The 22,843-nt window shown below is 69.2% G+C and carries 28 protein-coding genes; 24 read left to right on the top strand and 4 right to left on the bottom strand.

Annotated elements, in window-relative coordinates; translation table 11 throughout:
- On the bottom strand, nucleotides 1-821 hold an 821-nt coding region (locus NS220_RS12415; RefSeq protein ID WP_058624364.1), incomplete at its 3' end, for a YbdK family carboxylate-amine ligase.
- A 194-nt stretch (nucleotides 822-1,015) separates the two neighbouring features.
- On the opposite strand from NS220_RS12415, the gene rpsP reads away from it, so the two are divergent.
- Genes rpsP through trmD form a run of 4 tightly spaced genes read left to right on the top strand, consistent with a single transcriptional unit; the run spans nucleotide 1,016 to nucleotide 3,003 of the window.
- Nucleotides 1,016-1,432, top strand: coding sequence for a 30S ribosomal protein S16 (gene rpsP, locus NS220_RS12410; protein ID WP_058624363.1), 417 nt, complete (start codon nucleotides 1,016-1,018; stop codon nucleotides 1,430-1,432).
- Between the two features lie 5 nt (nucleotides 1,433-1,437).
- Nucleotides 1,438-1,668 (top strand): RNA-binding protein, encoded by a 231-nt coding sequence (locus tag NS220_RS12405; RefSeq protein ID WP_013586345.1) that lies wholly within the window; start codon nucleotides 1,438-1,440, stop codon nucleotides 1,666-1,668.
- A complete protein-coding gene (rimM, locus tag NS220_RS12400) occupies nucleotides 1,668-2,312 on the top strand; it encodes a ribosome maturation factor RimM (protein ID WP_058624362.1) in 645 nt (214 codons plus the stop codon). The genes NS220_RS12405 and rimM overlap by 1 nt, the downstream gene beginning before the upstream one ends.
- Before the next feature lies 1 nt (nucleotide 2,313).
- Nucleotides 2,314-3,003, top strand: coding sequence for a tRNA (guanosine(37)-N1)-methyltransferase TrmD (trmD, locus tag NS220_RS12395; protein WP_058624361.1), 690 nt, complete (start codon nucleotides 2,314-2,316; stop codon nucleotides 3,001-3,003).
- Nucleotides 3,004-3,205: 202 nt separating this feature from the next.
- Here trmD and map read toward each other — a convergent pair whose 3' ends face one another.
- Complete coding sequence (gene map, locus NS220_RS12390; protein ID WP_058624360.1) at nucleotides 3,206-3,988, bottom strand: type I methionyl aminopeptidase; 783 nt, start codon at nucleotides 3,986-3,988, stop codon at nucleotides 3,206-3,208.
- A gap of 121 nt (nucleotides 3,989-4,109) precedes the next feature.
- On the opposite strand from map, the gene NS220_RS12385 reads away from it, so the two are divergent.
- The 10 genes from NS220_RS12385 (at nucleotide 4,110) to NS220_RS12340 (ending at nucleotide 12,044) form a co-directional block, all read left to right on the top strand.
- Complete coding sequence (locus tag NS220_RS12385) at nucleotides 4,110-4,601, top strand: hypothetical protein (RefSeq protein WP_058624359.1); 492 nt, start codon at nucleotides 4,110-4,112, stop codon at nucleotides 4,599-4,601.
- 160 nt (nucleotides 4,602-4,761) lie between these two features.
- Nucleotides 4,762-5,109, top strand: coding sequence for a 50S ribosomal protein L19 (rplS, locus tag NS220_RS12380; protein WP_043363166.1), 348 nt, complete (start codon nucleotides 4,762-4,764; stop codon nucleotides 5,107-5,109).
- A 144-nt stretch (nucleotides 5,110-5,253) separates the two neighbouring features.
- Nucleotides 5,254-6,006: a signal peptidase I gene (gene lepB, locus NS220_RS12375; protein ID WP_058624358.1), complete on the top strand. Its 753-nt coding sequence runs from the start codon at nucleotides 5,254-5,256 to the stop codon at nucleotides 6,004-6,006.
- The gene (locus NS220_RS12370) at nucleotides 6,003-6,656 is read left to right on the top strand and encodes a ribonuclease HII (protein WP_058624357.1); all 654 of its coding nucleotides are present in this window, start codon (nucleotides 6,003-6,005) and stop codon (nucleotides 6,654-6,656) included. Before lepB ends, NS220_RS12370 begins: the two co-directional genes overlap by 4 nt.
- 83 nt (nucleotides 6,657-6,739) lie before the next feature.
- Nucleotides 6,740-7,063 carry a DUF2469 family protein gene (locus NS220_RS12365; RefSeq protein WP_013586353.1) on the top strand — a complete coding sequence of 108 codons (324 nt, stop codon included), beginning with the start codon at nucleotides 6,740-6,742 and terminating at the stop codon, nucleotides 7,061-7,063.
- Between the two features lie 117 nt (nucleotides 7,064-7,180).
- Complete coding sequence (locus NS220_RS12360) at nucleotides 7,181-7,543, top strand: YraN family protein (RefSeq protein WP_058624356.1); 363 nt, start codon at nucleotides 7,181-7,183, stop codon at nucleotides 7,541-7,543.
- A complete protein-coding gene (locus NS220_RS12355; RefSeq protein WP_058624355.1) occupies nucleotides 7,540-9,063 on the top strand; it encodes a YifB family Mg chelatase-like AAA ATPase in 1,524 nt (507 codons plus the stop codon). The genes NS220_RS12360 and NS220_RS12355 overlap by 4 nt, the downstream gene beginning before the upstream one ends.
- Nucleotides 9,060-10,223: a DNA-processing protein DprA gene (gene dprA / locus NS220_RS12350; protein ID WP_058624354.1), complete on the top strand. Its 1,164-nt coding sequence runs from the start codon at nucleotides 9,060-9,062 to the stop codon at nucleotides 10,221-10,223. The genes NS220_RS12355 and dprA overlap by 4 nt, the downstream gene beginning before the upstream one ends.
- A gap of 62 nt (nucleotides 10,224-10,285) precedes the next feature.
- Entirely contained in the window at nucleotides 10,286-11,191 is a 906-nt protein-coding gene (locus NS220_RS12345; protein ID WP_058624353.1) for a tyrosine recombinase XerC, read from the top strand.
- Between the two features lie 232 nt (nucleotides 11,192-11,423).
- Nucleotides 11,424-12,044 (top strand): DUF3060 domain-containing protein, encoded by a 621-nt coding sequence (locus tag NS220_RS12340; RefSeq protein ID WP_153004269.1) that lies wholly within the window; start codon nucleotides 11,424-11,426, stop codon nucleotides 12,042-12,044.
- A gap of 17 nt (nucleotides 12,045-12,061) precedes the next feature.
- Here NS220_RS12340 and NS220_RS12335 read toward each other — a convergent pair whose 3' ends face one another.
- The gene (locus tag NS220_RS12335) at nucleotides 12,062-12,562 is read right to left on the bottom strand and encodes a murein hydrolase activator EnvC family protein (protein ID WP_058624351.1); all 501 of its coding nucleotides are present in this window, start codon (nucleotides 12,560-12,562) and stop codon (nucleotides 12,062-12,064) included.
- A gap of 341 nt (nucleotides 12,563-12,903) precedes the next feature.
- On the opposite strand from NS220_RS12335, the gene rpsB reads away from it, so the two are divergent.
- The 9 genes from rpsB (at nucleotide 12,904) to NS220_RS12290 (ending at nucleotide 19,658) form a co-directional block, all read left to right on the top strand.
- Nucleotides 12,904-13,809: a 30S ribosomal protein S2 gene (gene rpsB, locus NS220_RS12330; RefSeq protein ID WP_058624350.1), complete on the top strand. Its 906-nt coding sequence runs from the start codon at nucleotides 12,904-12,906 to the stop codon at nucleotides 13,807-13,809.
- A 152-nt stretch (nucleotides 13,810-13,961) separates the two neighbouring features.
- Nucleotides 13,962-14,789 (top strand): translation elongation factor Ts, encoded by an 828-nt coding sequence (gene tsf / locus NS220_RS12325; protein ID WP_058624349.1) that lies wholly within the window; start codon nucleotides 13,962-13,964, stop codon nucleotides 14,787-14,789.
- Nucleotides 14,790-14,902: 113 nt separating this feature from the next.
- The gene (gene pyrH, locus NS220_RS12320; protein WP_058624348.1) at nucleotides 14,903-15,622 is read left to right on the top strand and encodes a UMP kinase; all 720 of its coding nucleotides are present in this window, start codon (nucleotides 14,903-14,905) and stop codon (nucleotides 15,620-15,622) included.
- Nucleotides 15,623-15,697: 75 nt separating this feature from the next.
- Nucleotides 15,698-16,252 carry a ribosome recycling factor gene (frr, locus tag NS220_RS12315; RefSeq protein ID WP_058624347.1) on the top strand — a complete coding sequence of 185 codons (555 nt, stop codon included), beginning with the start codon at nucleotides 15,698-15,700 and terminating at the stop codon, nucleotides 16,250-16,252.
- A 5-nt stretch (nucleotides 16,253-16,257) separates the two neighbouring features.
- Complete coding sequence (locus NS220_RS12310) at nucleotides 16,258-17,310, top strand: phosphatidate cytidylyltransferase (protein ID WP_058624346.1); 1,053 nt, start codon at nucleotides 16,258-16,260, stop codon at nucleotides 17,308-17,310.
- Complete coding sequence (locus NS220_RS12305; RefSeq protein ID WP_058624345.1) at nucleotides 17,307-17,882, top strand: DivIVA domain-containing protein; 576 nt, start codon at nucleotides 17,307-17,309, stop codon at nucleotides 17,880-17,882. Before NS220_RS12310 ends, NS220_RS12305 begins: the two co-directional genes overlap by 4 nt.
- Nucleotides 17,883-17,937: 55 nt before the next feature.
- A complete protein-coding gene (locus NS220_RS12300; protein ID WP_242864613.1) occupies nucleotides 17,938-18,642 on the top strand; it encodes a transglycosylase SLT domain-containing protein in 705 nt (234 codons plus the stop codon).
- A 9-nt stretch (nucleotides 18,643-18,651) separates the two neighbouring features.
- Entirely contained in the window at nucleotides 18,652-18,939 is a 288-nt protein-coding gene (locus NS220_RS12295) for a hypothetical protein (RefSeq protein WP_058624344.1), read from the top strand.
- On the top strand, nucleotides 18,939-19,658 hold the full coding sequence (locus NS220_RS12290; protein WP_058624343.1) for an alpha/beta hydrolase: 720 nt from the start codon (nucleotides 18,939-18,941) through the stop codon (nucleotides 19,656-19,658). Before NS220_RS12295 ends, NS220_RS12290 begins: the two co-directional genes overlap by 1 nt.
- A gap of 6 nt (nucleotides 19,659-19,664) precedes the next feature.
- Here the strand turns inward: NS220_RS12290 and NS220_RS12285 are convergent, their stop codons facing one another.
- Complete coding sequence (locus NS220_RS12285) at nucleotides 19,665-20,738, bottom strand: AI-2E family transporter (RefSeq protein ID WP_058624342.1); 1,074 nt, start codon at nucleotides 20,736-20,738, stop codon at nucleotides 19,665-19,667.
- A gap of 173 nt (nucleotides 20,739-20,911) precedes the next feature.
- Here NS220_RS12285 and NS220_RS12280 point away from each other — a divergent pair, with 173 nt between their 5' ends.
- Nucleotides 20,912-22,765 (top strand): glycosyl transferase, encoded by a 1,854-nt coding sequence (locus NS220_RS12280; RefSeq protein ID WP_346335424.1) that lies wholly within the window; start codon nucleotides 20,912-20,914, stop codon nucleotides 22,763-22,765.
- The last annotated feature ends 78 nt before the right edge of the window (nucleotides 22,766-22,843 follow it).

Genomic DNA, 22,843 nt, shown 5'->3' with positions numbered 1-22,843 from the left:
TCGCGCCCCTCGTCGAGCAGCCGCGAGAAGTGCTCGACGAGGGTCTGGGCGAGAGCTGCGACCGCGGCGAGCTCGGGCAGGGTGGACATCCCGTCGCACGCGCGGATCTCGACGGTTCCCCAGCGCGGCGCCGGACGGATGTCCCAGCGCACCTCACTGGCATCCGCCATCACACCGGTGCGGACCATGTCGTCGAGGTAGGACTCGAACTGATCCCAGGTCTCCAACTGCCACGGGAGCCCCGCCGTCGGCAGCTGCTGGAAGACGAGCGAGCGGTTGGAGACGTATCCGGTGCGCTCTCCGGCCCAGAAAGGGCTGGATGCCGACAGCGCCTGCAGGTGGGGGAGGAACACGGTCAGCGCGTTGACGATCGGCAGCACCTTGTCGACGGAGTCGACGCCGACGTGGACGTGCACACCCCAGATCATCATGTTGCGCCCCCACCACTGGGTGCGCTCGATCAGCGTGTGGTAGCGCGTCTTGTCGGTGACCTGCTGGTCGTACCACTGCGCGAAGGGGTGGCTCCCCGCGCAGAGCAGCTCGATACCGCGCTTCTCGGTCTCGTCGCGGAGCGCGCCGATGGCGTCCGCGATGTCGTCCACGGCGGCGGCGACGGTGTCGCCGACCCCGCTGGTGACCTCGACGGTGTTCGTCAGCAGCTCGCCGGTGACGGTGAAACGCTCGAGAGCGGTGCGCTCCTCGACGAGCTCGAGGATCTCGGGCGCCCGGGGGACGAGGTCTCCCGTCTCGCGGTCGGCGAGCATGAGTTCCCACTCCAGCCCCACAGAGGATCGCGTCGAGGAGGCGAACGGCAGCGTCATCCGGTCAGTCTGACACGGGACACGCGGCGCTCTCTGTTTCGCGCCTTGCCGTGTCATCTGGCAGAATAGAGGGTCGGACCAGGCACTCGACCCTCTATCCAGTGCCGGCCCGCCATTTTTGAGCTTCCGCCGGGTGTGCACCCCACGCTCCAGGCGACCGGTTCGTTCGCTTTTCACCATCCAGGAGAAAATTCGTGGCTGTCAAGATCCGTCTCAAGCGTCTCGGTAAGATCCGTGCGCCCTACTACCGCATCGTCGTCGCCGACTCGCGTACCAAGCGCGATGGTCGTGTGATCGAGGAGATCGGCAAGTACCACCCGACCGAGGAGCCCTCGTTCATCGAGGTCGACTCCGAGCGCGCGCAGTACTGGCTCTCGGTCGGCGCGCAGCCCACCGAGCAGGTCGCTGCGATCCTCAAGCTCACGGGCGACTGGGGCAAGTTCAAGGGCGACAAGGACGCCGTCTCCACCGTCAAGGTGCGCGAGCCGAAGGCCGCCTTCGAGGCCGACGCCGCGAAGAAGTCGGTCGTCAAGCCCAAGGCCGAGAAGAAGGCGGAGGCCCCCGCGGCCGACGCTTCGGCCGACGACGCCGCCGAGACCTCGGCCGAGTAAGTCCCGTGCTGTCTGCCGCGCTCGAACACGTCGTCAAGGGGATCGTCGATCACCCCGAGGACGTGACCATCCGTTCCAGCACGTCGCCGCGCGGCGACGTGCTGGAGGTTCGCGTGCACCCCGATGATCGGGGTCGCGTGATCGGGCGCGGCGGACGCACCGCCAAAGCTCTGCGTACGGTCGTTTCCGCCCTCGCCGACGGGCGCCGCGTGCGCGTCGACGTGGCCGACGACTGATGGCAGCCGGCGACATCGCGGGCGGACAGCCCGCCAAGACACAGCTCCGCGTGGGGCGCCTCGTCAAGGCCCATGGCCTCAAGGGCGCGTTCAAGCTCGAGCTCTACACCGACGACCCCGAGGGACGCTTCGTCCCGGGCAACACTTTCACTCTGCAGGTGCCGGAGTCGTCGCCCTGGCACGGTCGTCCGCTGACCGTCCGCGAGTTCCGCTGGATGAACTCCCACCCCGTCGCCTTCTTCGAGGGCGTCGACGACCGCAACGCGGCCGAAGAGCTCGTCAAGGCGATCCTCTGGATCGACCAGGACACCGCCGACGCCCCGGCCGAAGACGACGCGTGGTACGACCACCAGCTCGTCGGCCTCGACGTCGTGCGCGACGGCGAGATCGCGGGACGTGTGGTCCGCGTCGACCACTTCCCCGCGCAAGACCTTCTCATCGTGCGACCGTCGGGAGAGGATCGTGAGGTGCTCGTGCCGTTCGTGAGCGCCATCGTCCCCGAGGTCGACATCGCCGGCGGCCGCGTGGTCGTCACGCCCCCGGCCGGACTGTTCGAAGACCTGCCGAGCGACGACGGAGATGAGCCGGGCGACTCCGCGCTCGACGATTCCGACGACGACGACACCGCAGCCCGCGAGGACTGACGTGCGCATCGACGTCGTCTCGATCTTCCCGACGATCTTCGACGCTCTCGAAGTGTCCTTGCTCGGCAAGGCACGTACGACCGGGCTGCTCGACGTGCGCGTGCACGACCTGCGCGACTACACGCACGATCGTCACCGCACCGTCGACGACACCCCGTACGGCGGGGGTGCCGGCATGGTGATGAAGCCGGAGCCGTGGGGTGAGGCGCTTGACGACATCGTCGGCGATGTCGAGCGGCGCCCCGTCATCGTCTTCCCCTCGCCCGCCGGCGAGCGTTTCACGCAGGCCACGGCGCGCGAGCTGTCCGCCGCTTCGCACCTCGTCTTCGGATGCGGTCGCTACGAGGGCATTGACGAACGCGTCTTCGACTACGCCGCCGAGCTCGGTGAGGTGCGCCTGATCAGCCTGGGCGATTACGTCCTCAACGGGGGAGAGGTCGCCGTGATGGCGATGATCGAGGCGATCGGCCGTCTCGTCCCCGGGGTCGTCGGCAACCCCGAGAGCCTCGTCGAAGAATCGCACGAAGACGGGCTGCTCGAGTATCCCTCGTACACCAAGCCGTCGGTCTGGCGTGGACGTGAGGCTCCGCCGGTGCTTCTGAGCGGCAACCACGGCGCGGTCGCCGCGTGGCGTCGCGAACAGCAGCTCGAGCGCACGCGCGAGCGTCGTCCAGACCTGCTTGCGGACTGACGTACCCGCCGGCCGGGTCGCGGCTCCCGGGGGACCGTCGTGCCGCTGTGCGCGCGGTCGCGGGTTCCCCGAACTCGTGGGATCGCGAGGCTCTCGCGCTTCTCGACGCCGGATCTGCGAGGAACGTGCGTTTCTTCGAGCGCGAGGATGCCGGAGAGCACGGATGCCGCGACCCGAAGGCCGCGGCATCCGGAATCCGTCGTCAGCGAACGCCGAGGAACGAGCGGTCGGTGAGCACGATCGGGCCGTCGGCGGTGATGGCCACCGTGTGCTCGGAGTGAGAGCCCCGCGAGCCGTCGGCGCTGCGCAAGGTCCAGCCGTCGGGGTCGGTGACGAGCTCGTCCGTCGTCTGCAGGAACCACGGCTCGAGGGCGATGACCAGGCCCGGGCGCAGGGGGTATCCGCGGCCCGCCTTCCCGTCGTTCGCGACGTGCGGGTCGCCGTGCATGGTGCGGCCGACGCCGTGACCGCCGAAATCGGTGTTGATGCTCAGGCCCTCGGCGTGGGCGATGGCGGCGATCGCCGCCGAGATGTCGCCGATCTTGTGGCCGACGGTCGCGGCGTCGATCGCGGCGGCGAGGGCACGCTCGGTCGTGTCGATGAGCGCGAGGTCCTCGTCACGCGGCGTGCCGACGACGAACGACACCGCCGAGTCGGCGACCCACCCGTCGACGGATGCCGCGAAGTCGAGCGACACGAGGTCGCCGTCGCGCAGCGTGTAGTCGTGGGGCAGGCCGTGCAGGACCGCGTCGTTGATCGAGGTGCAGAGGACCTTCCCGAACGGGCTGGCGCCGAAGGACGGGTGGTAGTCGATGTAGCAGGACTCCGCCCCGGCCGCGCGGATCATGTCATGGGCGCGACGGTCGAGGTGGAGGAGATTGGTTCCCACCTTTGTCTCGTCGCGCAGGGTGGCCAGCACCTCGGCGACGAATCGGCCGGCCGGCCGCATCGCCTCGATCTCGGCAGGAGTGCGCAGTTCGATCATCGGTGGTTCCCTTTCGTTCCCTCCATTCTCTCCGATCCGCGTCCCCGGTCTGCTCGTACCGTTCGACCACGCCCTGTGGCACTCATAGGCGGTGCACAGTGACGGTGCGTAGCCTCGGCCCATGGTGCTTCGCCGAGTCTTCCTCCGCTGGCTGTTCCCCGCGGCCTTCGTCCTGCCGCTGTGGCTGTTCGTCGGGTGGATCGTGTTCGCCGGCGGCAGCGCGTGGGCCCTGCTGTGGCTCCTGATCGCGGCTCCCACCGTCTTCGTGTCGCAGATCCTGCTGACGCTGCTGGTCCGTGCGCGGAGCGCCGTTCGTCTCCATCGTGCCGTCGCGTGGCGAGACGTCGTCGGACTCGGCGTCTGGCACGTCGTCATCGTCGCGCTGGGGTTCTACGATTCCCGCGCCTTCTTCCCCCTGCTGGTTCTCAGCGTCGCGGGCGCGCTCGTGCTGTTCTGGTCGTCGCTGTCACAGCTGTGGAACGAGGCGCGCGGGTCGATGACCGTGATGCACACCCACGACGGCACGGCCTACATCCCGCCCACCGCGGAACCTCCGCGTCCCCGCACCACCGGCGACGTGATCGTGGTGTCGGAGAGCGCGCCGCGCGACTGAGCCGGTTTGGCGCGTGTCCCGCGCCGTGGCAGAATAGGCGTTTGTGCCCTGACCGGCTCTGCCTCAGGGGAGTCCGGCTGCATCCGCAGCCTCGGGCACGCCTCACCTTTTCCCCTTTTATCGTGCGATCGACCTGTGGCGGTCGCAGGAAGTGACGATCATGCAGATCCTCGACTCCGTCGACGCGGCCTCGCTCCGCTCCGACATCCCCGCCTTCGGCCCCGGTGACACCGTCAAGGTGCACGTCAACATCACCGAAGGCAACCGCTCGCGTATCCAGGTGTTCCAGGGCGTCGTCATCGGCCGCTCGGGCGACGGTGTGCGCGAGACCTTCTGCGTCCGCAAGGTCAGCTTCCAGGTCGGCGTCGAGCGCACCTTCCCGGTCCACAGCCCCGTGATCGACCACATCGAGGTCGTCACCCGCGGTGACGTGCGTCGCGCCAAGCTGTACTACCTGCGGAACCTCCGTGGCAAGAAGGCGAAGATCAAGGAGAAGCGCGACCGCTGAGTCGTCTCTCTCGAACGCCCCGGGGCTCTGCCGCGGGGCGTTCGGCGTTTTCAGAGCGCCGCCGTCCGGCGGTGCGCCGTCGATGTGCGACCCTTGTTCGTGCGGTTCTCCGGTGTGCGGCGAGCCCGGTGAAGGATCTTTGTGATGAGCGACCAGACCGCGTCGACCCCGGATGCCGTGGCATCCGTCCCCTCGAACCGTCGGCGACGGGGATGGGGCGCGTTCTTCCGCGACATCGTCGTCATCATCCTTATCGCGTTGGCGGTCTCGTTCCTGGTCAAAACGTTCGTCGTCCGGTCGTTTTACATTCCCTCCGCGTCGATGAACAACACGCTGATCGAACAGGACCGCATCCTCGTCGATGAGCTCACGCCCCGCTTCGGGCAGTATTCCCGCGGCGACGTCGTCGTCTTCCGTGATCCGGGCGGTTGGCTCGACCATGCGCCCCAGCCTGCGCGTCCGCCCCTCGTGGAGGGCGCCGACTGGGTGCTGTCGCTGTTCGGCCTCTCGGCCCCCGACAGCGACGACCACCTCATCAAGCGCGTGATCGGGACTCCGGGCGACCACGTCGTGTGCTGCAACGCGCTCGGGCAGACCTCCGTCAACGGCGTGCCCCTCGACGAGCCGTACGTGAAGCTGTTCCCCGGAGCGACGGCGCCCAATCCCGTCCCGTACGACATCACCGTCCCTCAGGGCTCGCTCTGGGTGCTCGGCGACAATCGGAACAGCTCCAAGGACTCCCGCTTCAATCAGGATCAGCCCGGACACGGTTTCGTGCCGATCGACAACGTCGTCGGGCGTGCTTTCCTCATCACCTGGCCCTTCTCGCGCTTCGGACTCATCGACTTCCACCACAACGTGTTCGCGGGGGTGCCCGCGCCCGAGGCCACGCCGTGATCGAGCCGACGCTGACCCTCGAGCGCCGCCTGTTGAAGGAGCACGCGCTGGTCATCGCGTGCGACGAGGTGGGGCGCGGGGCCCTGGCCGGGCCCGTGGCGGTGGGTGCCGCGGTGATCGATTTTTCGCGCTCGCGCAAGCGTGTGCCCGTCGGACTCCGCGACTCCAAGCTCGTCCCCGAGGCGCGACGTCCCGAGGTGGCCGCCCGGGCTGCGGCATTCGTCCAGCACAGCGCCGTCGGGTGGGCGAGCTCGGAAGAGGTCGATGAGATCGGGATCATCCGGGCGCTCGGGCTCGCCGCCGTTCGCGCGATCGCCGACCTGCGCGCTCACGGCGTGGTGACGGACGACGCGGTGGTCATCCTCGACGGCAACCACGACTACATCACTCCGGCGGGGGAGTCGGGGTTGCGGGTGCAGCCCATCGTGAAGGCCGATCGTGACTGCGCGAGTGCCGCCGCGGCATCCGTCATCGCCAAGGTCGCGCGCGACACCGTCATGACGTACCTGCACGACGATCTGCCGGCGTATGGCTGGGCGCGCAACAAGGGGTACGCGAGCCTCGATCACCGGGAGGCCATCTCCGTGCACGGGATGAGCAAGCATCATCGGCACTCCTGGGCGATCGCCGCGGCGCCGACACTCTTCTGAGTCCGTCGCGGACGACGAGGACGCGCCCGGGGCGACGGCACCGTGCGACCGGATCGACCTCGCGCGCCTAGGATGGAGAGACCATGGATGACGACGTCTTCGAGGACTACGACCGCGAACTCGAACTGGCCCTGTACCGCGAGTATCGCGATGTCGTGCAGCAGTTCCAGTACGTGATCGAGACCGAACGCCGGTTCTATCTGGCCAACGACGTGAACGTCGTCCGCCGCGACACCGAGCACGACTTCTACTTCGAGATCTCGATGTCGGACGTCTGGGTGTGGGACATCTATCGCGCCGACCGCTTCGTGAAGTCCGTGCGCGTCCTCACGTTCAAGGACGTGAACGTGGAAGAGCTCTCGCGGCGTGACTTCCAGCTGCCGGAAGAGCTCTCTCTCGACAACTGAGAGTCGCCCGGCCGCGTGAGGGTGAGGCTTCTCCCCGACACCGCGATTCGCGGGTGTGTCCACTGAAGGCTTCTCCGCCACGTCGGAACGTGCTGCCCTGCTGTCACGCTCTCGGTCATGGCAGCGAAAGACGAACTCGGGCGAGCCGGCGAGAGCCGCGCCGTCGCGCATCTCCGCAACAGCGGCTACCGCATCCTCGACCGCAACTGGCGGTGTCCGCAGGGCGAAATCGACATCGTCGCGGATCACCACGGTGCGCTCGTGGTGATAGAGGTCAAGACCCGTTCGAGCGAGGCCTTCGGTCACCCGTTCGACGCCATCGATGAGCGCAAGGCAGCGCGGCTGTGGCGGCTGGCGATGGCCTGGATCGCAGAACACCCCCATGAGGCGCGGGGACGTCGACTTCGAATCGACGCGATCGCGGTCACCGGATCCGACCCCGCGACGGGACGGCTCGAGCACCTGGAGGACGCACTGTGACCATCGCGCGCACCTGGGCGGTGGCGCTGTCGGGCCTCCGCGGCGACCTCGTGGATGTCGAGGCCGACCTCTCGCAGCAGACACCGGAGTTCTCGATCATCGGCCTGCCCGACAAAGCGCTCGGCGAGGCGGGTCGGCGTGTACGCAACGCCTGTGCGAACCGCGGGCTCGCGCTTCCGAAGCGTCGGATCACCGTCAACCTCTCTCCGGCGAGCCTCCCGAAGCGGGGCTCGGGGTTCGACGTCGCGATCGCGGTGGCGGCCCTCGCGACGACGGGGGCGATGGACGCGGCTCGCGTCGCCACCACCGTGCACATCGGTGAGCTCGGACTCGACGGAAGGCTTCGTCCGGTCCCGGGAGTGCTTCCCGCTGTCGTCGCGGCGCAGCGCGCCGGTCACCGCCGAGTGGTGGTTCCCGCGGCGAACGCGGGCGAGGCGCGGCTCGTCGACGGCATCGAGGTGTGTGCCGCGGGCTGTCTCGCGGAGGTCGTGCGGTGGCACGGAGGGACCTGCGACGCGGTCGAGCTCGAGCCTGTCCGCGCCACGGCTCCGCCCCCGGCCGACGAGGATCCGCTCGAGCTCGCCGACGTCATCGGACAGGGCGACGCGGTCGATGCGCTCGTGGTCGCGGCGGCCGGGGGTCACCACCTGCTGATGAGCGGTCCGCCCGGCGCGGGCAAGACGATGTTGGCTCGGCGGCTCCCCGGCATCCTTCCCGACCTGGACGACGAGGCTGCCCTGTCGGTGGCATCCGTGCGCTCGCTCTCGGGAGAGACGGTGGTGCACCTCTCTCGGACCCCGCCGTTCGAGAGCCCTCACCACGGGGCGAGCGCGGCCGCGCTGATCGGTGGGGGATCGGGGGTGGTGCGTCCCGGTGCGATCGCCCGCGCGAGCGAGGGCGTGCTCTTCCTGGATGAGGGAGGGGAGTTCCCGGCCTCCGTGCTCGATGCCCTCCGCCAGCCCCTCGAGAGCGGAGTGATCCACCTGCACCGTTCCGGGGTCGCGGCGACCTACCCGGCCCGGTTTCAACTCGTGGTCGCGACGAACCCCTGTCCGTGCGGGCAGTACGGCGTCCCGGGTGGATCCTGCGACTGCGCTCCGCAGGCCATCCGGCGCTACACCCGTCGACTGTCCGGACCGCTCCTCGATCGAATCGACATCGACCTGCGGCTCCAGCGGGTGTCCGCCGCGCGACGTGACGACCAGACGTCGCGCCTCACCACGCAGGAGGCGCGCGCTGTCGTCCGGAACGCCCGTGAGCGGGCGGCTCGGCGTTGGGAGGACACCCCGTGGTCGCGCAACGCCGACGTCCCCGGGACGTGGTTGCGGGGACCGGCCGCTCCGACGGTCGAGGTCCTCCGCCCCCTGGACACCGCACTGCGTCGCGGAGCGCTCACGTTGCGCGGGTACGACCGATTGCTGCGCGTGGCCTGGACGGTAGCCGACATCGCCGGCCATGACGGCATCACGGTCGACGACATCGGGCGCGCGTTGTACCTGCGGCGGGCGACGAGCGCATGACCCTCCCTGACCTGTCGGCGGACGCTGCGCTCGTCGCGCTCCGCGGAATCGAGGGCGTCGTCCTCGGCACGGAGCAGCAGACCTACGCTCGCGTCGTGTGGAACGTCATCGCCGAGCCGGGCGACGGGGCGGCGGGCGCGCTGATCTCGGCCGTCGGTCCTCTCGAGGCCCTGCGTGTCGCGGCGACGCCCACGGAAGACGAGTGGGCAGCGGCTCGGGCGCGGTGGGCGCCGCGACTGCGACCCGACGCCGTCCGGGGTGCTCTCGACGGCGCGCGACGGGTCGGGGCGCGCCTCGTCGTCCCCGGTGATCCGGCGTGGCCGTCCCGGGTGGACGATCTGGGCGTGCACGCCCCGGTGGCGCTGTGGGTTCGCGGTCGCGCCGAGGATCAGAACGCTCCGGCTGTGGCGATCGTGGGAGCGCGGGCGGCGACGGCATACGGTGAGGGTGTGACGGCGGACCTCTCCGCAGATCTCGGCGCCTCCGGCGTCACGATCGTGTCGGGCGCGGCCTACGGGATCGACGGTGCGGCACACCGAGCCGCTCTGTCCACCGGCGCGCGGACCGTGGCCTTCCTCGCGGGCGGAGTGGATCGGCCGTACCCTCGGGGGCATGAGGGCCTCCTCGGCAGGATCGCCTCCACTGGGGCCGTGTGGAGCGAGACGCCCTGCGGGACCCGCCCCACGAAGTGGCGATTCCTCTCGCGCAACAGGCTCATCGCCGCGATGGCGGACGCGGTGGTGGTCGTGGAAGCGGGATGGCGCAGCGGATCGTTGAACACCGCCGCGCACGCGGCAACGCTCGGTCGCGAGCTGGGCGCCGTCCCCGGCCCGATCACATCTGCCGCCTCGGCGGGCTGCCATCGCATCCTGCGCGAGTACGGGGGAGTGTGCGTGACGTCGGCGAAGGACGTTCTCGAGATGCTCGGCTGCGCACCCGGTCCCGAGGCCGATGCCGTCCCTTCCCTCGATGAGGGCCGGACCGATGACACGACCCGTGTGATCGACTCCCTGTCGACCCGGGTCGCCCGAGGCGCGGACGAGATCGCCCGTCGAAGCGGACTCTCGATCGCGCACGTACAGACCCATCTCGGGTTGGCGGCACTCGAGGGAAGGGCGGTGAGGGACGACGAAGGACGGTGGCGGGCTGCTGCGGGATGAGAACACGACGGTGCTGTGCGCGCCCTCCGTCGTCCGAGGGCAGGCCGAGGCAGGCTGGGCGCATGCGTATCTCCGTGGCCACCGAGAAGTTCTTGACGCACCTCGCCGTGGTGCGTCGGCTCTCACCCGCGACGGTGCGCGCCTACCGGTCCGACCTGGCGGAGCTGGCGCGCTCGAGAGGTGACGGTCCGCTCGAGGACCTCGACATCGAAGCCCTTCGGCAATGGCAATGGGAGGCGACGTCCGCGGGGTTGTCCAAAGCCACCGCCGCTCGTCGTACCTCCGCGGTGCGGGCCTTCTTCTCGTGGGCGCGGGAGGAGAGCCTGATCGAGACCGACCCGTCCGCGCGTCTCACCGCGCCGAAACGCGGACGCACACTCCCTGTCGTGGCGACCGCCTCGGCGCTGGACGAGGTGCTCGACGCCGCGGCGGAGCAGGCTGGATCCGGGGACGCCATCGCCGTGCGGGATCACGCGATTCTCGAGGTGCTGTACGGATCGGGAACCCGGGTATCGGAACTGTGCGGCCTCGACCTCGACGACATCGACCACGACAACCGCACTCTCCGCGTCCGCGGAAAGGGCGACAAAGAACGCGTCGTTCCCTACGGCGTACCGGCCGGGCGCGCTCTCGACTCCTACATCGTGCGCGCGAGACCCGTCCTGAACGCCCGCGCCGACGGCGCGGCGGGACACGCGGTGTTCCTCGGCGCCCGAGGGGCACGCCTGGGGCCGCGCGCTGTTCACGCCCTCGTGTCGCGCGTGGTCGCGCCGGTCGTCGGCGCCGAGACCCTGGGTCCGCACGCCCTGCGGCACTCCGCCGCGACCCACCTGTTGGACGGGGGCGCGGACCTGCGAACGGTGCAGGAGATCCTGGGCCACGCGAGCCTCGGTACGACGCAGATCTACACACACGTCTCCGGGGAACGTTTGCGCGAGGCGTACCGGTTGGCGCACCCGCGCGCGTGACGCACCTCGCTCTCCCTCTTTCGGGAGGCTGACCCGCCCTTTCGTGCCCCGGCGCCGGCCGCAGAAGGCCCGGTCGACCTTCGCGCGTCCACCGGGCGTGGGAACGCACTCCGTTCGTGGGCCACCACCCCCGCAACCCACGCTCCACGCCCCTCGGTCACCCGCCGACGGACTGTCGCTCCTCGCCTCTCGGGTATGGCGTCCGTGGTCTCTCCGCTCTACCGTGGGAGAGGTGAATCGCCATGGTCGTTGCGGGAGCGCGCTCGTCGGAGCGGGGCTTCTCGCCGTCGCCCTCGCCGCGTGCTCTCTCTCGCCGCAGCCGACGGTGACGCGGCTCCCTCCGGCGATGTCGGGAGCGAGCGCGGCCCCCACGGCGGTCGTTCCCTCCGCCTCGGTCGTACCCGCCACGCCGTCGTCGGTCCCATCGGCTTCGGAGCCCGCGGATGCCGAGAGAACGGACGGCGATGCCCTGACCTGCGCCGACGGCGAGTCGAAGTCGATCTCAGGCAGCGAACAGACCGTGCGGTTGACGGGCTCGTGCGCACAGGTGTCGATCTCCGGGAGCGCGCTGACGGTCGACGCGACGACGGCGCAGATCGGAACGCTGGCGATCGCCGGCGATCGTGTTCGCGTGGATGCCGCCGAGATCACGACACTCTCCGTCCAGGGCAACGACGGCGTGCTGTCCTCGGCAGGATCGATCGGAAGTGTCGATCTCAGTGGGGATCGCACCCAGATCACCGTCGCGGGAACGATCGCGTCCGTCGCCATCCGCGGACAGAACAACACCGTCCGAGCCGGCGGCGGCATCGGGGACCGCACGATCGAGGGGCGCGACAACCAGGTCGACTGACAACGCCCCGGAGCGTTTCAGCAGCAGGGGAGCAGAACCGCGCGCGGCACCCCGCCCAGCAAGCGCAGGGGGTTGATGTACTCCCCGCCCCAGCGCACACCGAAGTGCACCGTTCCCGGCCGCGAGTGTCCCTCCGGCGCGACGACGCCCACGGGCGATCCGCGGGACACGGCCGCTCCCACCGTCAGGTCCGTCTGCACGGGTTCCAGCGTCGTCACGAGGCCGTCCCCGTGGTCGATCGTGAGGACGGAGCGGCCCGCCACCATCCCGGCGAACGCGATATGTCCCGCGGCCGGCGCTCGAACAACGGCCGTGGAAGCCAGATCGAGACCGCGATGACCGGGCCCGTAGGCGTGGGCCGGTGCCTCGAACCGACGCACGAGTCGGACCTCGTCGACGGGCCAGATCCACCCGCGCGAGGAGAGGTCGTCGCCGGGGAGGGCCACCGCCGCACCGGAGGATACGGCCAGCAGCGCAGCCACCAAGAAGGCGATCGTCCGAGGAATGAGGCATCTCATCGGGCCATCGTCGCGCTGGCTCGGACCGCGAGACGTCCGCATCGGCCGCGCGGGGGACAGCGAGGGGAGACACGCCGCGGGGGAGGAGCTGTCGCGGCGAGCATCCGCGGACCGCCGTCCTGTACACTGAAGGACGCATCTCGTGTACTCGAGATGACTCCGCGTGCCCAGAGCGCAGCGCGCCGTCCCGAGGGACAGCGCATCGCGTGGCATCCACACCCCATGGTCCTCCACTTCGGTGGGTGGCGGGTGTGCGCCGGGCACCAGGCTCGCCGGACGAATCGTCCGGCGCGATCAACCACAACCATGGCGCGCGAGCGCCCAGAAACAGGAGTACGACCATGGCCGTCGTCACCATCCGCCAGCTGCTCGACAGCGGCGTTCACTTCGGACACCAGACCCGCCGGTGGAACCCGAAGGTCAAGCGCTTCATCCTCACCGAGCGCTCCGGCATCCACATCATCGATCTGCAGCAGTCGCTGGGCTACATCGACAAGGCGTACGAGTTCGTCAAGGAGACCGTCGCGCACGGCGGCACCATCCTCTTCGTCGGCACCAAGAAGCAGGCGCAGGAAGTCCTCGCCGAGCAGGCGACCCGCGTGGGCCAGCCCTACGTCAACCAGCGCTGGCTCGGTGGCCTCCTCACCAACTTCCAGACGGTGTCGAAGCGCCTCGCCCGCATGAAGGAGCTCGAGGAGCTCGACTACGAGAACCCGGCCGAGAGCGGCTTCACCAAGAAGGAGCTCCTGCTCAAGAAGCGCGAGCTCGACAAGCTGCACAAGTCGCTCGGTGGTATCCGCAACCTGCAGAAGACGCCGTCGGCCATCTGGGTCGTCGACGCCAAGCGCGAGCACCTCGCGGTCGACGAGGCCAAGAAGCTCGGCATCCCCGTCATCGGCATCCTCGACACGAACGCCGACCCCGACGAGTTCCAGTACCCGATCCCCGGCAACGACGACGCGATCCGCTCCGTGAGCCTGCTCACGCGCATCATCGCCGACGCTGCCGCCGAGGGTCTGATCCAGCGTCACCAGCCCGCCGGTGAGGACGAGGCCGCCGAGCCCCTCGCCGAGTGGGAGCGCGAGCTGCTCGAGACGCCGGCTGAGACCAACGCCGAGGTCACGGAGGCCGCGACCGAGTCGGCTGCCGACGAGGCCGGTGCCGAGGCGCACGACGAGACCGTCGCCGCCGAGTCGGACGAGTCCGCCGCCGAGGTCGCCGACGCCGAGGCTGCCGACAGCAAGTAATCCGCGCGACACGCGTCACCTCCTGGTGGGGGGCGTGTCACCCGCACAGGCTACGATCCGGCGGGGTCGTGACCGTATCTCTCCGCGAGGTACGGTGCCACGGCCCCGCCGAGCTTTTATCAAGAACGCACACGACAAGGAGACGCCACACCATGGCAAACTTCACGATCGCCGACATCAAGGCGCTGCGCGAGCAGCTCGGCACCGGCATGGTCGACACCAAGAAGGCTCTCGAAGAGGCTGACGGCGACGTCGAGAAGGCCGTCGAGATCCTGCGCCTCAAGGGTGCCAAGGGCAACGCCAAGCGCGCCGACCGCTCCACCAGCGAGGGCCTGGTCGTCGCCCGCGAGAACGCCGGTTCCGTGACGCTGCTCGAGCTCGCCTGCGAGACCGACTTCGTCGCCAAGAACGAGCGCTTCATCGCCCTGGCCGACAAGGTCGCCGACGCGGCCGCCGCCGCGGGCGCCGACTCGGTCGAGGCCGCCCTGGCCGCTGACGCCGACGGCAAAACCGTCGAGCAGCTCATCTCCGACGAGGCCGCGATCATCGGCGAGAAGGTCGAACTCCGCCGCGTGCGCACGATCTCGGGCGACAAATTCGAGGTCTACCTTCACAAGACCAGCAAGGACCTGCCCCCGCAGGTCGGCGTGGTGCTCGCTTACACCGGTGACGACGCCGAGACCGCTCGCTCGATCGCGCAGCACATCTCGTTCGCGAACCCCTCGTACCTCACCCGCGACGCCGTGCCCGAGGCCGACGTCGAGAAGGAGCGCGAGATCGTCACCGAGATCTCCCGCAACGAGGGCAAGCCCGAGGCGGCCCTGCCCAAGATCGTCGAGGGCCGCGTCAACGCGTTCTTCAAGCAGGTCGCTCTGCTGGACCAGGACTACGCGAAGGACAACAAGCTGTCCGTCGCCAAGGTCGCGTCCGACGCCGGTCTCACCCTGACCGACTTCGCCCGCTTCAAGGTCGGCGCGTAAGCAGTCGTGAAAGGCCCGGGATGCCAGTGCATCCCGGGCCTTTTTCCTGCGCGCGCGACGTTTCGACTGCGCGGCGGGGCAGATAGTTTGGACAGAACGAGAGGACATGACACGTGATCGATGAAGCGAGCAAGCGCCGCCGGGTGCTCCTGAAGCTGTCGGGTGAGGCGTTCGGCGGGGGGCAGCTGGGAGTCAATCCCGACGTCGTCAGCCAGATCGCACGAGAGATCGCGGAGGCGGTCGACCGTGTCGAGATCGCCGTCGTCGTGGGCGGGGGCAACTTCTTCCGCGGCGCGGAGCTGAGTCAGCGGGGCATGGACCGCGGTCGTGCCGACTACATGGGAATGCTCGGCACCGTGATGAATGCGCTTGCCCTCCAGGACTTCCTCGAGCAGGCGGGGGCCGCGACGCGCGTCCAGTCCGCGATCTCGATGACGCAGGTGGCGGAGCCGTACATCCCGCGCCGTGCCGTGCGTCACCTCGAGAAGGGGCGCGTCGTGATCTTCGGCGCCGGTGCGGGACTGCCGTACTTCTCGACGGACACCGTGGCCGCCCAGCGCGCCCTCGAGATCGGCGCCGTCGAGGTGCTGGTCGCGAAGAACGGCGTCGACGGTGTCTACACGGCCGACCCGCGCGTCGACCCGAACGCCACGAAGCTGGACCACCTCACGTACAACGACGCCCTCCAGAAGGGGCTCAAGGTCGTGGATTCGACCGCCTTCAGCCTCTGCATGGACAACGGCATCGACATGCGCGTGTTCGGGATGGAGCCCCAGGGGAACGTCACCCGCGCTCTCCTCGGCGACACGATGGGCACGCTCGTCACGGCGTGACCCGGCGCGTGGGCCCGGGGCACCGGGTCCACGCGCGACTAGACTGAGATGTCAGTCCCAACGAATGGAGTCACCGTGATCGCCGATGTCCTCGCCGATGCCGGAACGCGCATGGATCGCGCCGTGGAGGCCGCTAAGGAGGACTTCGCTACCGTCCGCACCGGGCGCGCGAACCCCCAGATGTTCCAGAAGGTCCTGGTCGACTACTACGGCTCGCCGACACCGCTGGCGCAGCTCGCCTCGCTCAACAACCCCGAGGCGCGGACCCTCGTGGTCAACCCGTACGACAAGTCGGCGCTGAAGGCGATCGAGCAGGCGATCCGCGACATGCCGAACCTCGGCGTCAACCCCACGAACGACGGCAACATCGTGCGCATCACGATGCCCGAGCTCACCGAAGAGCGACGCAAAGAGTACGTCAAGCTCGTGCGCGGCAAGGGTGAAGACGCGAAGGTCCAGATCCGCAACCTCCGCCGCAAGGCCAAGGACGACCTCGACGCGCTCAAGAGCGACGTCGGCGAGGACGAGCTCGTCCGCGCCGAGAAGGAGCTCGACGGCGTGACGCGCGCGCACGTCGACCAGATCGACGAGGCCCTCAAGCGCAAAGAGGCCGAGCTTCTCGAGGTCTGACGTCCATGACCGATGACTCCGCACGCGACGAGGCCGAGCCGCACAGCGGTGCGGCTGGTCGTCGTCGCGTCGACGGGTCCCGGCGGTCGCCGGCGACCGGTGAAGGTGTGACGGCGATCGAGTCGCAGTTGCGCGCAATGCGAACCGACGCCGAGCAGCACATCGCTCAAGCCCGGGCGGAGTTCGACCAGGCCAACGAGCGGATCAAGCAGCGCACCGGTCGCGACCTGATCCTCGCCACGCTGATCGGTGTGTCCATCGGCGCGGTCGTCATCGCCTCGCTCATCTTCTTCAAATGGCTCTTCGTCCTGTTCGCCGCAGCGGCAGTCGGGCTCGCCATCTTCGAGTTCTCGCGCGCGCTGCAGGCCGCGGGACGACGGGTCGATATCGTCCCGCAACTCGGCCTGGGGCTGCTCCTGCTTCTCAGCGGCTTCTTCGCAGGCCTGTGGGTGCACTGGGTCGCCGCGATCGCGTCGGTCGTCGTCGTGATCGTCTGGCGGCTGGTCGCGCAGATGTTCGCGCGGGACGGCAGGACACGGTCAGACGTCCTGGGCGACGTCCTCGTCGCGGGGTTCCTTCAGCTCTACCTGCCCTTCCTCGGCAGCTTCGCGACGATCCTGCTGTCGGAGAACCGGGGTGAGTGGTGGGTTCTGGCCTTCCTGATCGTCGCGGTGGTGTCCGACACCGGCGCCTACGTGTCCGGCCTCACCTTCGGACGCGGGGGGCGCCATCCGATGGCGCCGCGCATCAGCCCCAAGAAGACCTGGGAGGGCTTCGCGGGCGCGTGCGTCGCCGCGCTGGTGGCCGGAGTCATCCTCGCCGCGTTCATGCTCCACGTCCCGTGGTGGGCGGGGCTGATCTTCGGCGGCGTGGTGCTGGCCACGGCCACCGTGGGCGATCTCGGCGAGTCCATGCTCAAACGCGACCTGGGCATCAAGGACATGAGTTCCTGGTTGCCCGGACACGGCGGAGTCCTCGACCGTCTGGACTCGATCCTGCCGTCGGCCATCGCCGCTCTCGCCATGTTCTATCTGCTCGCCCCGCTGGGAGTGTCATGACTGAAACGCCGACCGACGGCCGCCGGACCACCGCGCTGTTCCCCGACGCCCCCGGGCGGACGAAGGGCTACGAGAAGCGCGCCGTGGACCATTTTCTCGCCCGCGCTCGCGAAGCGTTCGAATCCGACGCGGACGGGACGCTCCGCTCCACGGAGGTCCGTGCCACGGCCTTCCCCCTGGTGCGCGGGGGCTATGCGATCGCCCCGGTCGACGCGGCGCTCGGTCGCGTCGAGGACGCGTTCGCCGCGCGGGAACGTGAGCACGCGCTCTCCCGGCTGGGGGCCCGCGCCTGGGTGGCGGAGACGCGCGACACCGCGCAGGTCGTTCTCGACCGTCTGCAACGCCCCCGGGGGCAGCGCTTCGATCGCGTCGGATTCCTGCGCTACGGGTACCGCGTGGACGAGGTGGATGTCGCCGCCGACCGCATCGCACGCTATCTGGCGTCGGGCGATCCGATCACCGCGGAGCAGGTGCGCGCGGTCGCGTTCCGAATGGAGCGAGGCGGTTATCGCGAGCAGCAGGTGGACGCCGTCCTGGACGCCGTCGTCGAGGTCATGCTCGCTATCGGTTGATGCATATCCCGCACTCGTCGCGCCCATCGCGCCGGATCGGTAGAATCGGGGAACTGTGACTTCCGGATCCGACCTCACACGTGCGTCGTCCCGCCACGTATCGCGCCACGGCGCGAGCTCGGGGGACGTCGTTCCCCCCGCTCTCCCGCATCGCCGTGCCCCGCGCTGGTCGCGTCGGCGCGGCGTCGTCGGCGTGTTCGCCGGAGGAGCCGCCCTGTTGTTCGCTGCGGCGTACGTGGGGCCGATGGGGGCGATCATCCCGCGCGCGCAGGCGGAGGAACCGAAGACCGTGACGCTGTTCGCCGAGGGGCGCAACGACACGCAGGAGGTCTCGACCTCGGGCCAGCGTGAGGCGCCTACCCTCGATCGGGCGAGCTACAACGTCTACCTCAAGCCGAAGCCCACACCGACGCCGACCCCCTCGCCGCGCGAGCAGGGTTCCTCGGACGGGGGCGGGGGAGGACCACTCTTCTACACCGGTGGCGGCGCTCCCGCCGAGTGGATGGCCGCGGCCGGGATCGCCGATTCCGACATGGGCTACGTCGACTACATCGTCAGCCGCGAGAGCGGGTGGAACCCGAATGCCACGAATCGGTCCTCGGGGGCGTGCGGTCTCGTTCAGGCGCTCCCGTGCAGCAAGGTCCCGGGCAACGGCTACGACCCGGTCGACAACCTGCGATGGGCGACCGGTTACGCGACAGGCCGCTACGGCAGCTGGGCCGGCGCCTACGCCTTCTGGACCAGCAATCACTGGTGGTGAGTGGCATCCATGCCCCGCTCACGCAAGCGTCGCCCGGATCCCCGGCGCGGCGATGAGTCCTTGGACCGCCTGATCGCGGGATGGAAGCGCACCGAGTTCAAACGCGGCACCGAGTGGACCGTCCAGCCGATCTCCGCCCCGCAGGCGCAGAAGGAGTACCGCTGTCCGGGATGCAGCCGGGTGGTCGAGCCGGGCGTGGCACACGTGGTCGTGTGGCGCGCGGACGGCGTCCTGGGTGACGCGGCCGACCTGGCCGCGCGCCGACACTGGCACACCCCTTGTTGGAGGATTGCGTGATGGAGATCCGCGGACCCGTTCTGCTTCCGGCGCGACGTGAAGACGTCGAGCTGCACACGGTCGACGGTCTGACTCTCGTCGGCGAACTCGCGCTCCCGGCCGATCGCGAGCCGGTCGCGACCCTCGTGACGTTGCACCCGCTGCCGACCGCAGGAGGGTTCATGGACTCGCACATCCTGCGCAAGGCCGCGGGCCGTCTACCGGCCCTCGCCGATCTCGCGGTGCTGCGCTTCAACACGCGCGGCACGACCTCGCCGCGCGGGACGAGCGAGGGCAGCTTCGACGGGGGAGCCGCCGAGGTGTTCGACGTCGCCGCGGCGATGGACCTCGTCCGCGAGCGCGGTCTCCCGCGTCCCTGGCTCGTCGGATGGTCGTTCGGCACGGAGCTGGCCCTGAAGTATGGGCGCGATCACGACATCGAAGGCATCATCCTTCTCTCGCCACCGCTTCACCGCGCCACCGCCGAAGAGGTCGCCGCGTGGGGCCGTGACTCCCGCAGGGTCGTCGTCCTGGCGCCGGAGTTCGACGACTACCTCCGCCCGGCCGAGGCCCGGGAGCGATTCGCGTCGATCCCGCACGCCACGCTGATCGGCGTCGAGGGAGGTAAGCACCTGTGGGTCGGCGAGACGCAGACGCGGCGCGTCCTGACCGAGATCGTGGCCGCGGTGAACCCCGACGCCCTCCCGCTCGCGACCGAGTGGGACGACGACGCCGTCTGATCCGCCTCAGCGCTCGTTCTGCCGCGGGATGATGACCTCGCGGTAGATGATCAGGATGCTCGCGGCCACCGGGATCGCGATCAGCGCGCCCAGAAGATTGAGGAGCGCGCCTCCGGCCAGGGCCGAGATCACGACGACAGCGCCCGGGACGGACACCGCCCGGTTCATGATGCGGGGAGAGATCACGTACGCCTCGATCTGCATGTAGATGAGGTAGTAGATCAGGGCGATGATCGCGGTGGTGGGCGATCCGAGCCCGGGAATCAGACAGGTCAGCACGATGATCGTGGAGCCGGTCAGGGTACCGACGAGCGGAATCAACGAGAAGAAGAAGGCCACGACCGCCAGCACCGCGGGGAACGGAGCCTTGATGATGCTCAGGAAGACCGCGCTCAGGATGCCGTTGATCACTCCCAGGCTCACCTGGCCCATGACGTAGTAGCCCACCGAGTCCGTGATCTTCTCTGCGAGCTCGATGAAGCGCGCGCGCTTGGACGCCGGTACCAGCTGGTAGACGGCCGACTTCAGCGAGGGAGTGGATGCCGTGAAGTAGATCGTCAGGATGAGCACGATGAAGGCTCCGCCGAGGCCGGCCGCGATGGCACCTCCGAACGACAGCAGGCTGTTCCCGATCATCGTCGAGATGGAGCCCACGTCCAGCGTCGAGAACCAGTGCTGGATGCCGGCCCACACCTCGTCGAGGCGGAGCCAGGGGAAGTTGGCGGAAGCCCAATCCTGCGCCCCGAGGACGATCTCGTTCCACCGGCCGGGGCGGAAGAGCTGCTCGATCTGGGCGACGAGTTGCGTGATCTGGCTCACGATGATCGGGACGACCATGAAGATGATTCCGGCGAAGATCCCGAGCACACCGAGGATCGTCGCGAGGACCGCGGCCCACCGGGGCAGACCGCGTCGTTCGAGGAAAGAGACGACAGGGTCGAGGCCGAGCGACAGGAACAGCGCGGTGCCGACATACAGCAGGATCGTCGAGAGATTCTCGACACTGCCGATGAGCAGGAGCCCGACGCCGACGCCGAGTGTCGCGAGTAACGCCACCCGGAAGGGGTTGTGGATCTTCATGCCGGGGACTCCCGCCTCCTGCGGCCGTGGCCGCGTCCGTCCCGCAAGGATACTGAGCCGTCGGGCGCGTGGCGCACATGCTCCTCGCCGAGAACTTTCAGGAGTCCTCCGATAGTCTGAAACGTCGATTCTTCGGCGACCACCCGCGTCGCCGATTGGGGATGGTGCATAGCGTGAGATTCGTCTGGGCCGTGGTGGCGTTCATCATCGCCGCCGTCATGATCGGTGCGGGCATCGCCCAGCGCACCGTGTTCCAAGGTCCCGCGGAGGCATCGGAATCGATCCAGACGGATCGATCGACCGCGTACACGATGATCGACGGTGCCGTGCTCGGCAAGCTGCCGGGGGCGCAGACCCTCCGCGTCGAGGGCAGCTCGAACGTCTTCGTGGCATACGGCCGCACCGAAGACATGCGTGCCTGGCTGGCGGATGCCGCGTACACCGCGGTGACGACCGGGGACGAAGGCGGCCTGCAGACCTCGGTGGTCCAGCCCACGGTGACACCCCGCCCGACCGCACCGAGTGCGGGAGACGCCACCGGCGGAACCGACACCACCGGCGCTGCGGACAGCACCGGCGCGCAGGCCGCGGGCGGACGGTCTCCCGTCGGCTCCGACCTCTGGCTCGACGAGTTCGAGCAACCCGGAGCCCTGACGCAGACGCTGCAGCTCCCCGCCGACATGAGCGTCCTGGTCGCCTCGGACGGAACCGCGCCGGCTCCCTCGTCGATCACTCTGACGTGGCCCGTCGACAACTCGACCCCGTGGGCGGGCCCGCTCATCGTGGGCGGAGGGATCGTGCTGCTCATCGGCCTGGTGCTCTACATCCTCGGCATCCGTCATGTCCGGCGGTCGCGCCGGCCTCGTCGCAAGGGGCTTCCGCTGCCCGTCACCGAGCCCATCGCGATCGCCGACACCCCCGACAAGGGCGTGATCAGCGAGTCCTCCCGGCGTCCGACGCTCGGGCGCGGTCGACGCGCACTCATCGCGCTCCCCGCTCTGGGTGTCTCCGCGGCGCTGTTCGCGGGCTGCTCGGCCGACGCGTGGCCACAGCTCGCGGCGTCCGACTCGCCCAGCCCCTCGACGACGGTGATCGTGCCGGAAGGACAGTTCCCCCCGGCCGTGACCGAGGCGCAGGCGCAGCGGATCGTGTCGCGCATCTCGCAGACGGTCGCGCAGGCGGATGCCGCGATGGACGCCACCACCGCCGAGACGCGTCTGACGGGCCCCGCCCTCGCCGAACGGAAGACGAACTACACCCTGCGCGCGGCGATCCCCGATCGACCCGCCCTCCCCGCCATCCCCGCGGAGCCGGTGCAGATCACCCTCCCGCAGACCACGAACACGTGGCCGCGAACGGTCATGACGGTGGTCGAGTCGGACGACGCGAGCGCCCCCACGACGACCATCATGATGATGACGCAGGACAATCCGTGGTCGGAGTACCGAGCGTCCTACGTCGGCAACCTCGAGGCATCCACGAACCTCCCCGAGCTCGCGGCCCCGTACGTCGGAGCGACGCAGGTGCCGCCGGACTCGTCGTTCCTGGTCATGGCCCCGAATGAGCTCGCGGCCGCGTACGCCGATCTCATCAACAACGGGCAGAACAGCACATCCTGGGCGAAGTTCGACACGGCCAACGATCTTCTGCTGCCCGCGATCGAGGACAACAAGAAGAAGCGCACGGACGAGCTCAACCAGACCGGTCAGGGCACCGCCGAGATCAGCTTCACCGCGTCCGCCGGCCCCACCGCCCCCATCGCGCTCGCGACCCTCGACACCGGTGCGATCGTGGCGGTCAACGTCTACGAGAGCGATACGGCCAAGCCGACGAACGCCGACGCCGTGATCAAGCTCGACAACAACCCCGCGGTCAAGGCGCTCACCGGCGTCGACCAGTCCGCGAAGGGGTTCACGACGACGTACTCGGATCAGATCTTCTTCTACGTCCCCAGCCAGGGGTCGAACGACCCGATCCGCCTCCTCGGTTACCGATCCAGTCTCCTCGAAGCGAAGGTGTCCCCGTGAGCACTCCCGCCCCCGGTTCCGTCATGCGCGGTGCCGTCGACCTGTCGTCGCTGCGCAACCGTCCCACACCCCCTGCCC

Origin of the sequence: Microbacterium testaceum, from assembly GCF_001476655.1 — a bacterium.
Classification (GTDB): domain Bacteria; phylum Actinomycetota; class Actinomycetes; order Actinomycetales; family Microbacteriaceae; genus Microbacterium; species Microbacterium testaceum_C.
This window is presented reverse-complemented; position numbering and strand designations above follow the sequence as displayed.

What these genes read in the sequence shown, in the direction of transcription:
- rimM (WP_058624362.1), top strand. Translation starts at nt 1,668, where the DNA reads ATGGCAGCCGGCGACATCGCGGGCGGACAGCCCGCCAAGACACAGCTC.
- map (WP_058624360.1), bottom strand. Translation starts at nt 3,988, where the DNA reads ATGATCGAACTGCGCACTCCTGCCGAGATCGAGGCGATGCGGCCGGCC.
- NS220_RS12385 (WP_058624359.1), top strand. Translation starts at nt 4,110, where the DNA reads ATGGTGCTTCGCCGAGTCTTCCTCCGCTGGCTGTTCCCCGCGGCCTTC.
- rplS (WP_043363166.1), top strand. Translation starts at nt 4,762, where the DNA reads ATGCAGATCCTCGACTCCGTCGACGCGGCCTCGCTCCGCTCCGACATC.
- lepB (WP_058624358.1), top strand. Translation starts at nt 5,254, where the DNA reads ATGAGCGACCAGACCGCGTCGACCCCGGATGCCGTGGCATCCGTCCCC.
- NS220_RS12365 (WP_013586353.1), top strand. Translation starts at nt 6,740, where the DNA reads ATGGATGACGACGTCTTCGAGGACTACGACCGCGAACTCGAACTGGCC.
- NS220_RS12360 (WP_058624356.1), top strand. Translation starts at nt 7,181, where the DNA reads ATGGCAGCGAAAGACGAACTCGGGCGAGCCGGCGAGAGCCGCGCCGTC.
- dprA (WP_058624354.1), top strand. Translation starts at nt 9,060, where the DNA reads ATGACCCTCCCTGACCTGTCGGCGGACGCTGCGCTCGTCGCGCTCCGC.
- NS220_RS12345 (WP_058624353.1), top strand. Translation starts at nt 10,286, where the DNA reads ATGCGTATCTCCGTGGCCACCGAGAAGTTCTTGACGCACCTCGCCGTG.
- NS220_RS12335 (WP_058624351.1), bottom strand. Translation starts at nt 12,562, where the DNA reads ATGAGATGCCTCATTCCTCGGACGATCGCCTTCTTGGTGGCTGCGCTG.
- rpsB (WP_058624350.1), top strand. Translation starts at nt 12,904, where the DNA reads ATGGCCGTCGTCACCATCCGCCAGCTGCTCGACAGCGGCGTTCACTTC.
- tsf (WP_058624349.1), top strand. Translation starts at nt 13,962, where the DNA reads ATGGCAAACTTCACGATCGCCGACATCAAGGCGCTGCGCGAGCAGCTC.
- NS220_RS12310 (WP_058624346.1), top strand. Translation starts at nt 16,258, where the DNA reads ATGACCGATGACTCCGCACGCGACGAGGCCGAGCCGCACAGCGGTGCG.
- NS220_RS12305 (WP_058624345.1), top strand. Translation starts at nt 17,307, where the DNA reads ATGACTGAAACGCCGACCGACGGCCGCCGGACCACCGCGCTGTTCCCC.
- NS220_RS12295 (WP_058624344.1), top strand. Translation starts at nt 18,652, where the DNA reads ATGCCCCGCTCACGCAAGCGTCGCCCGGATCCCCGGCGCGGCGATGAG.
- NS220_RS12290 (WP_058624343.1), top strand. Translation starts at nt 18,939, where the DNA reads ATGGAGATCCGCGGACCCGTTCTGCTTCCGGCGCGACGTGAAGACGTC.
- NS220_RS12285 (WP_058624342.1), bottom strand. Translation starts at nt 20,738, where the DNA reads ATGAAGATCCACAACCCCTTCCGGGTGGCGTTACTCGCGACACTCGGC.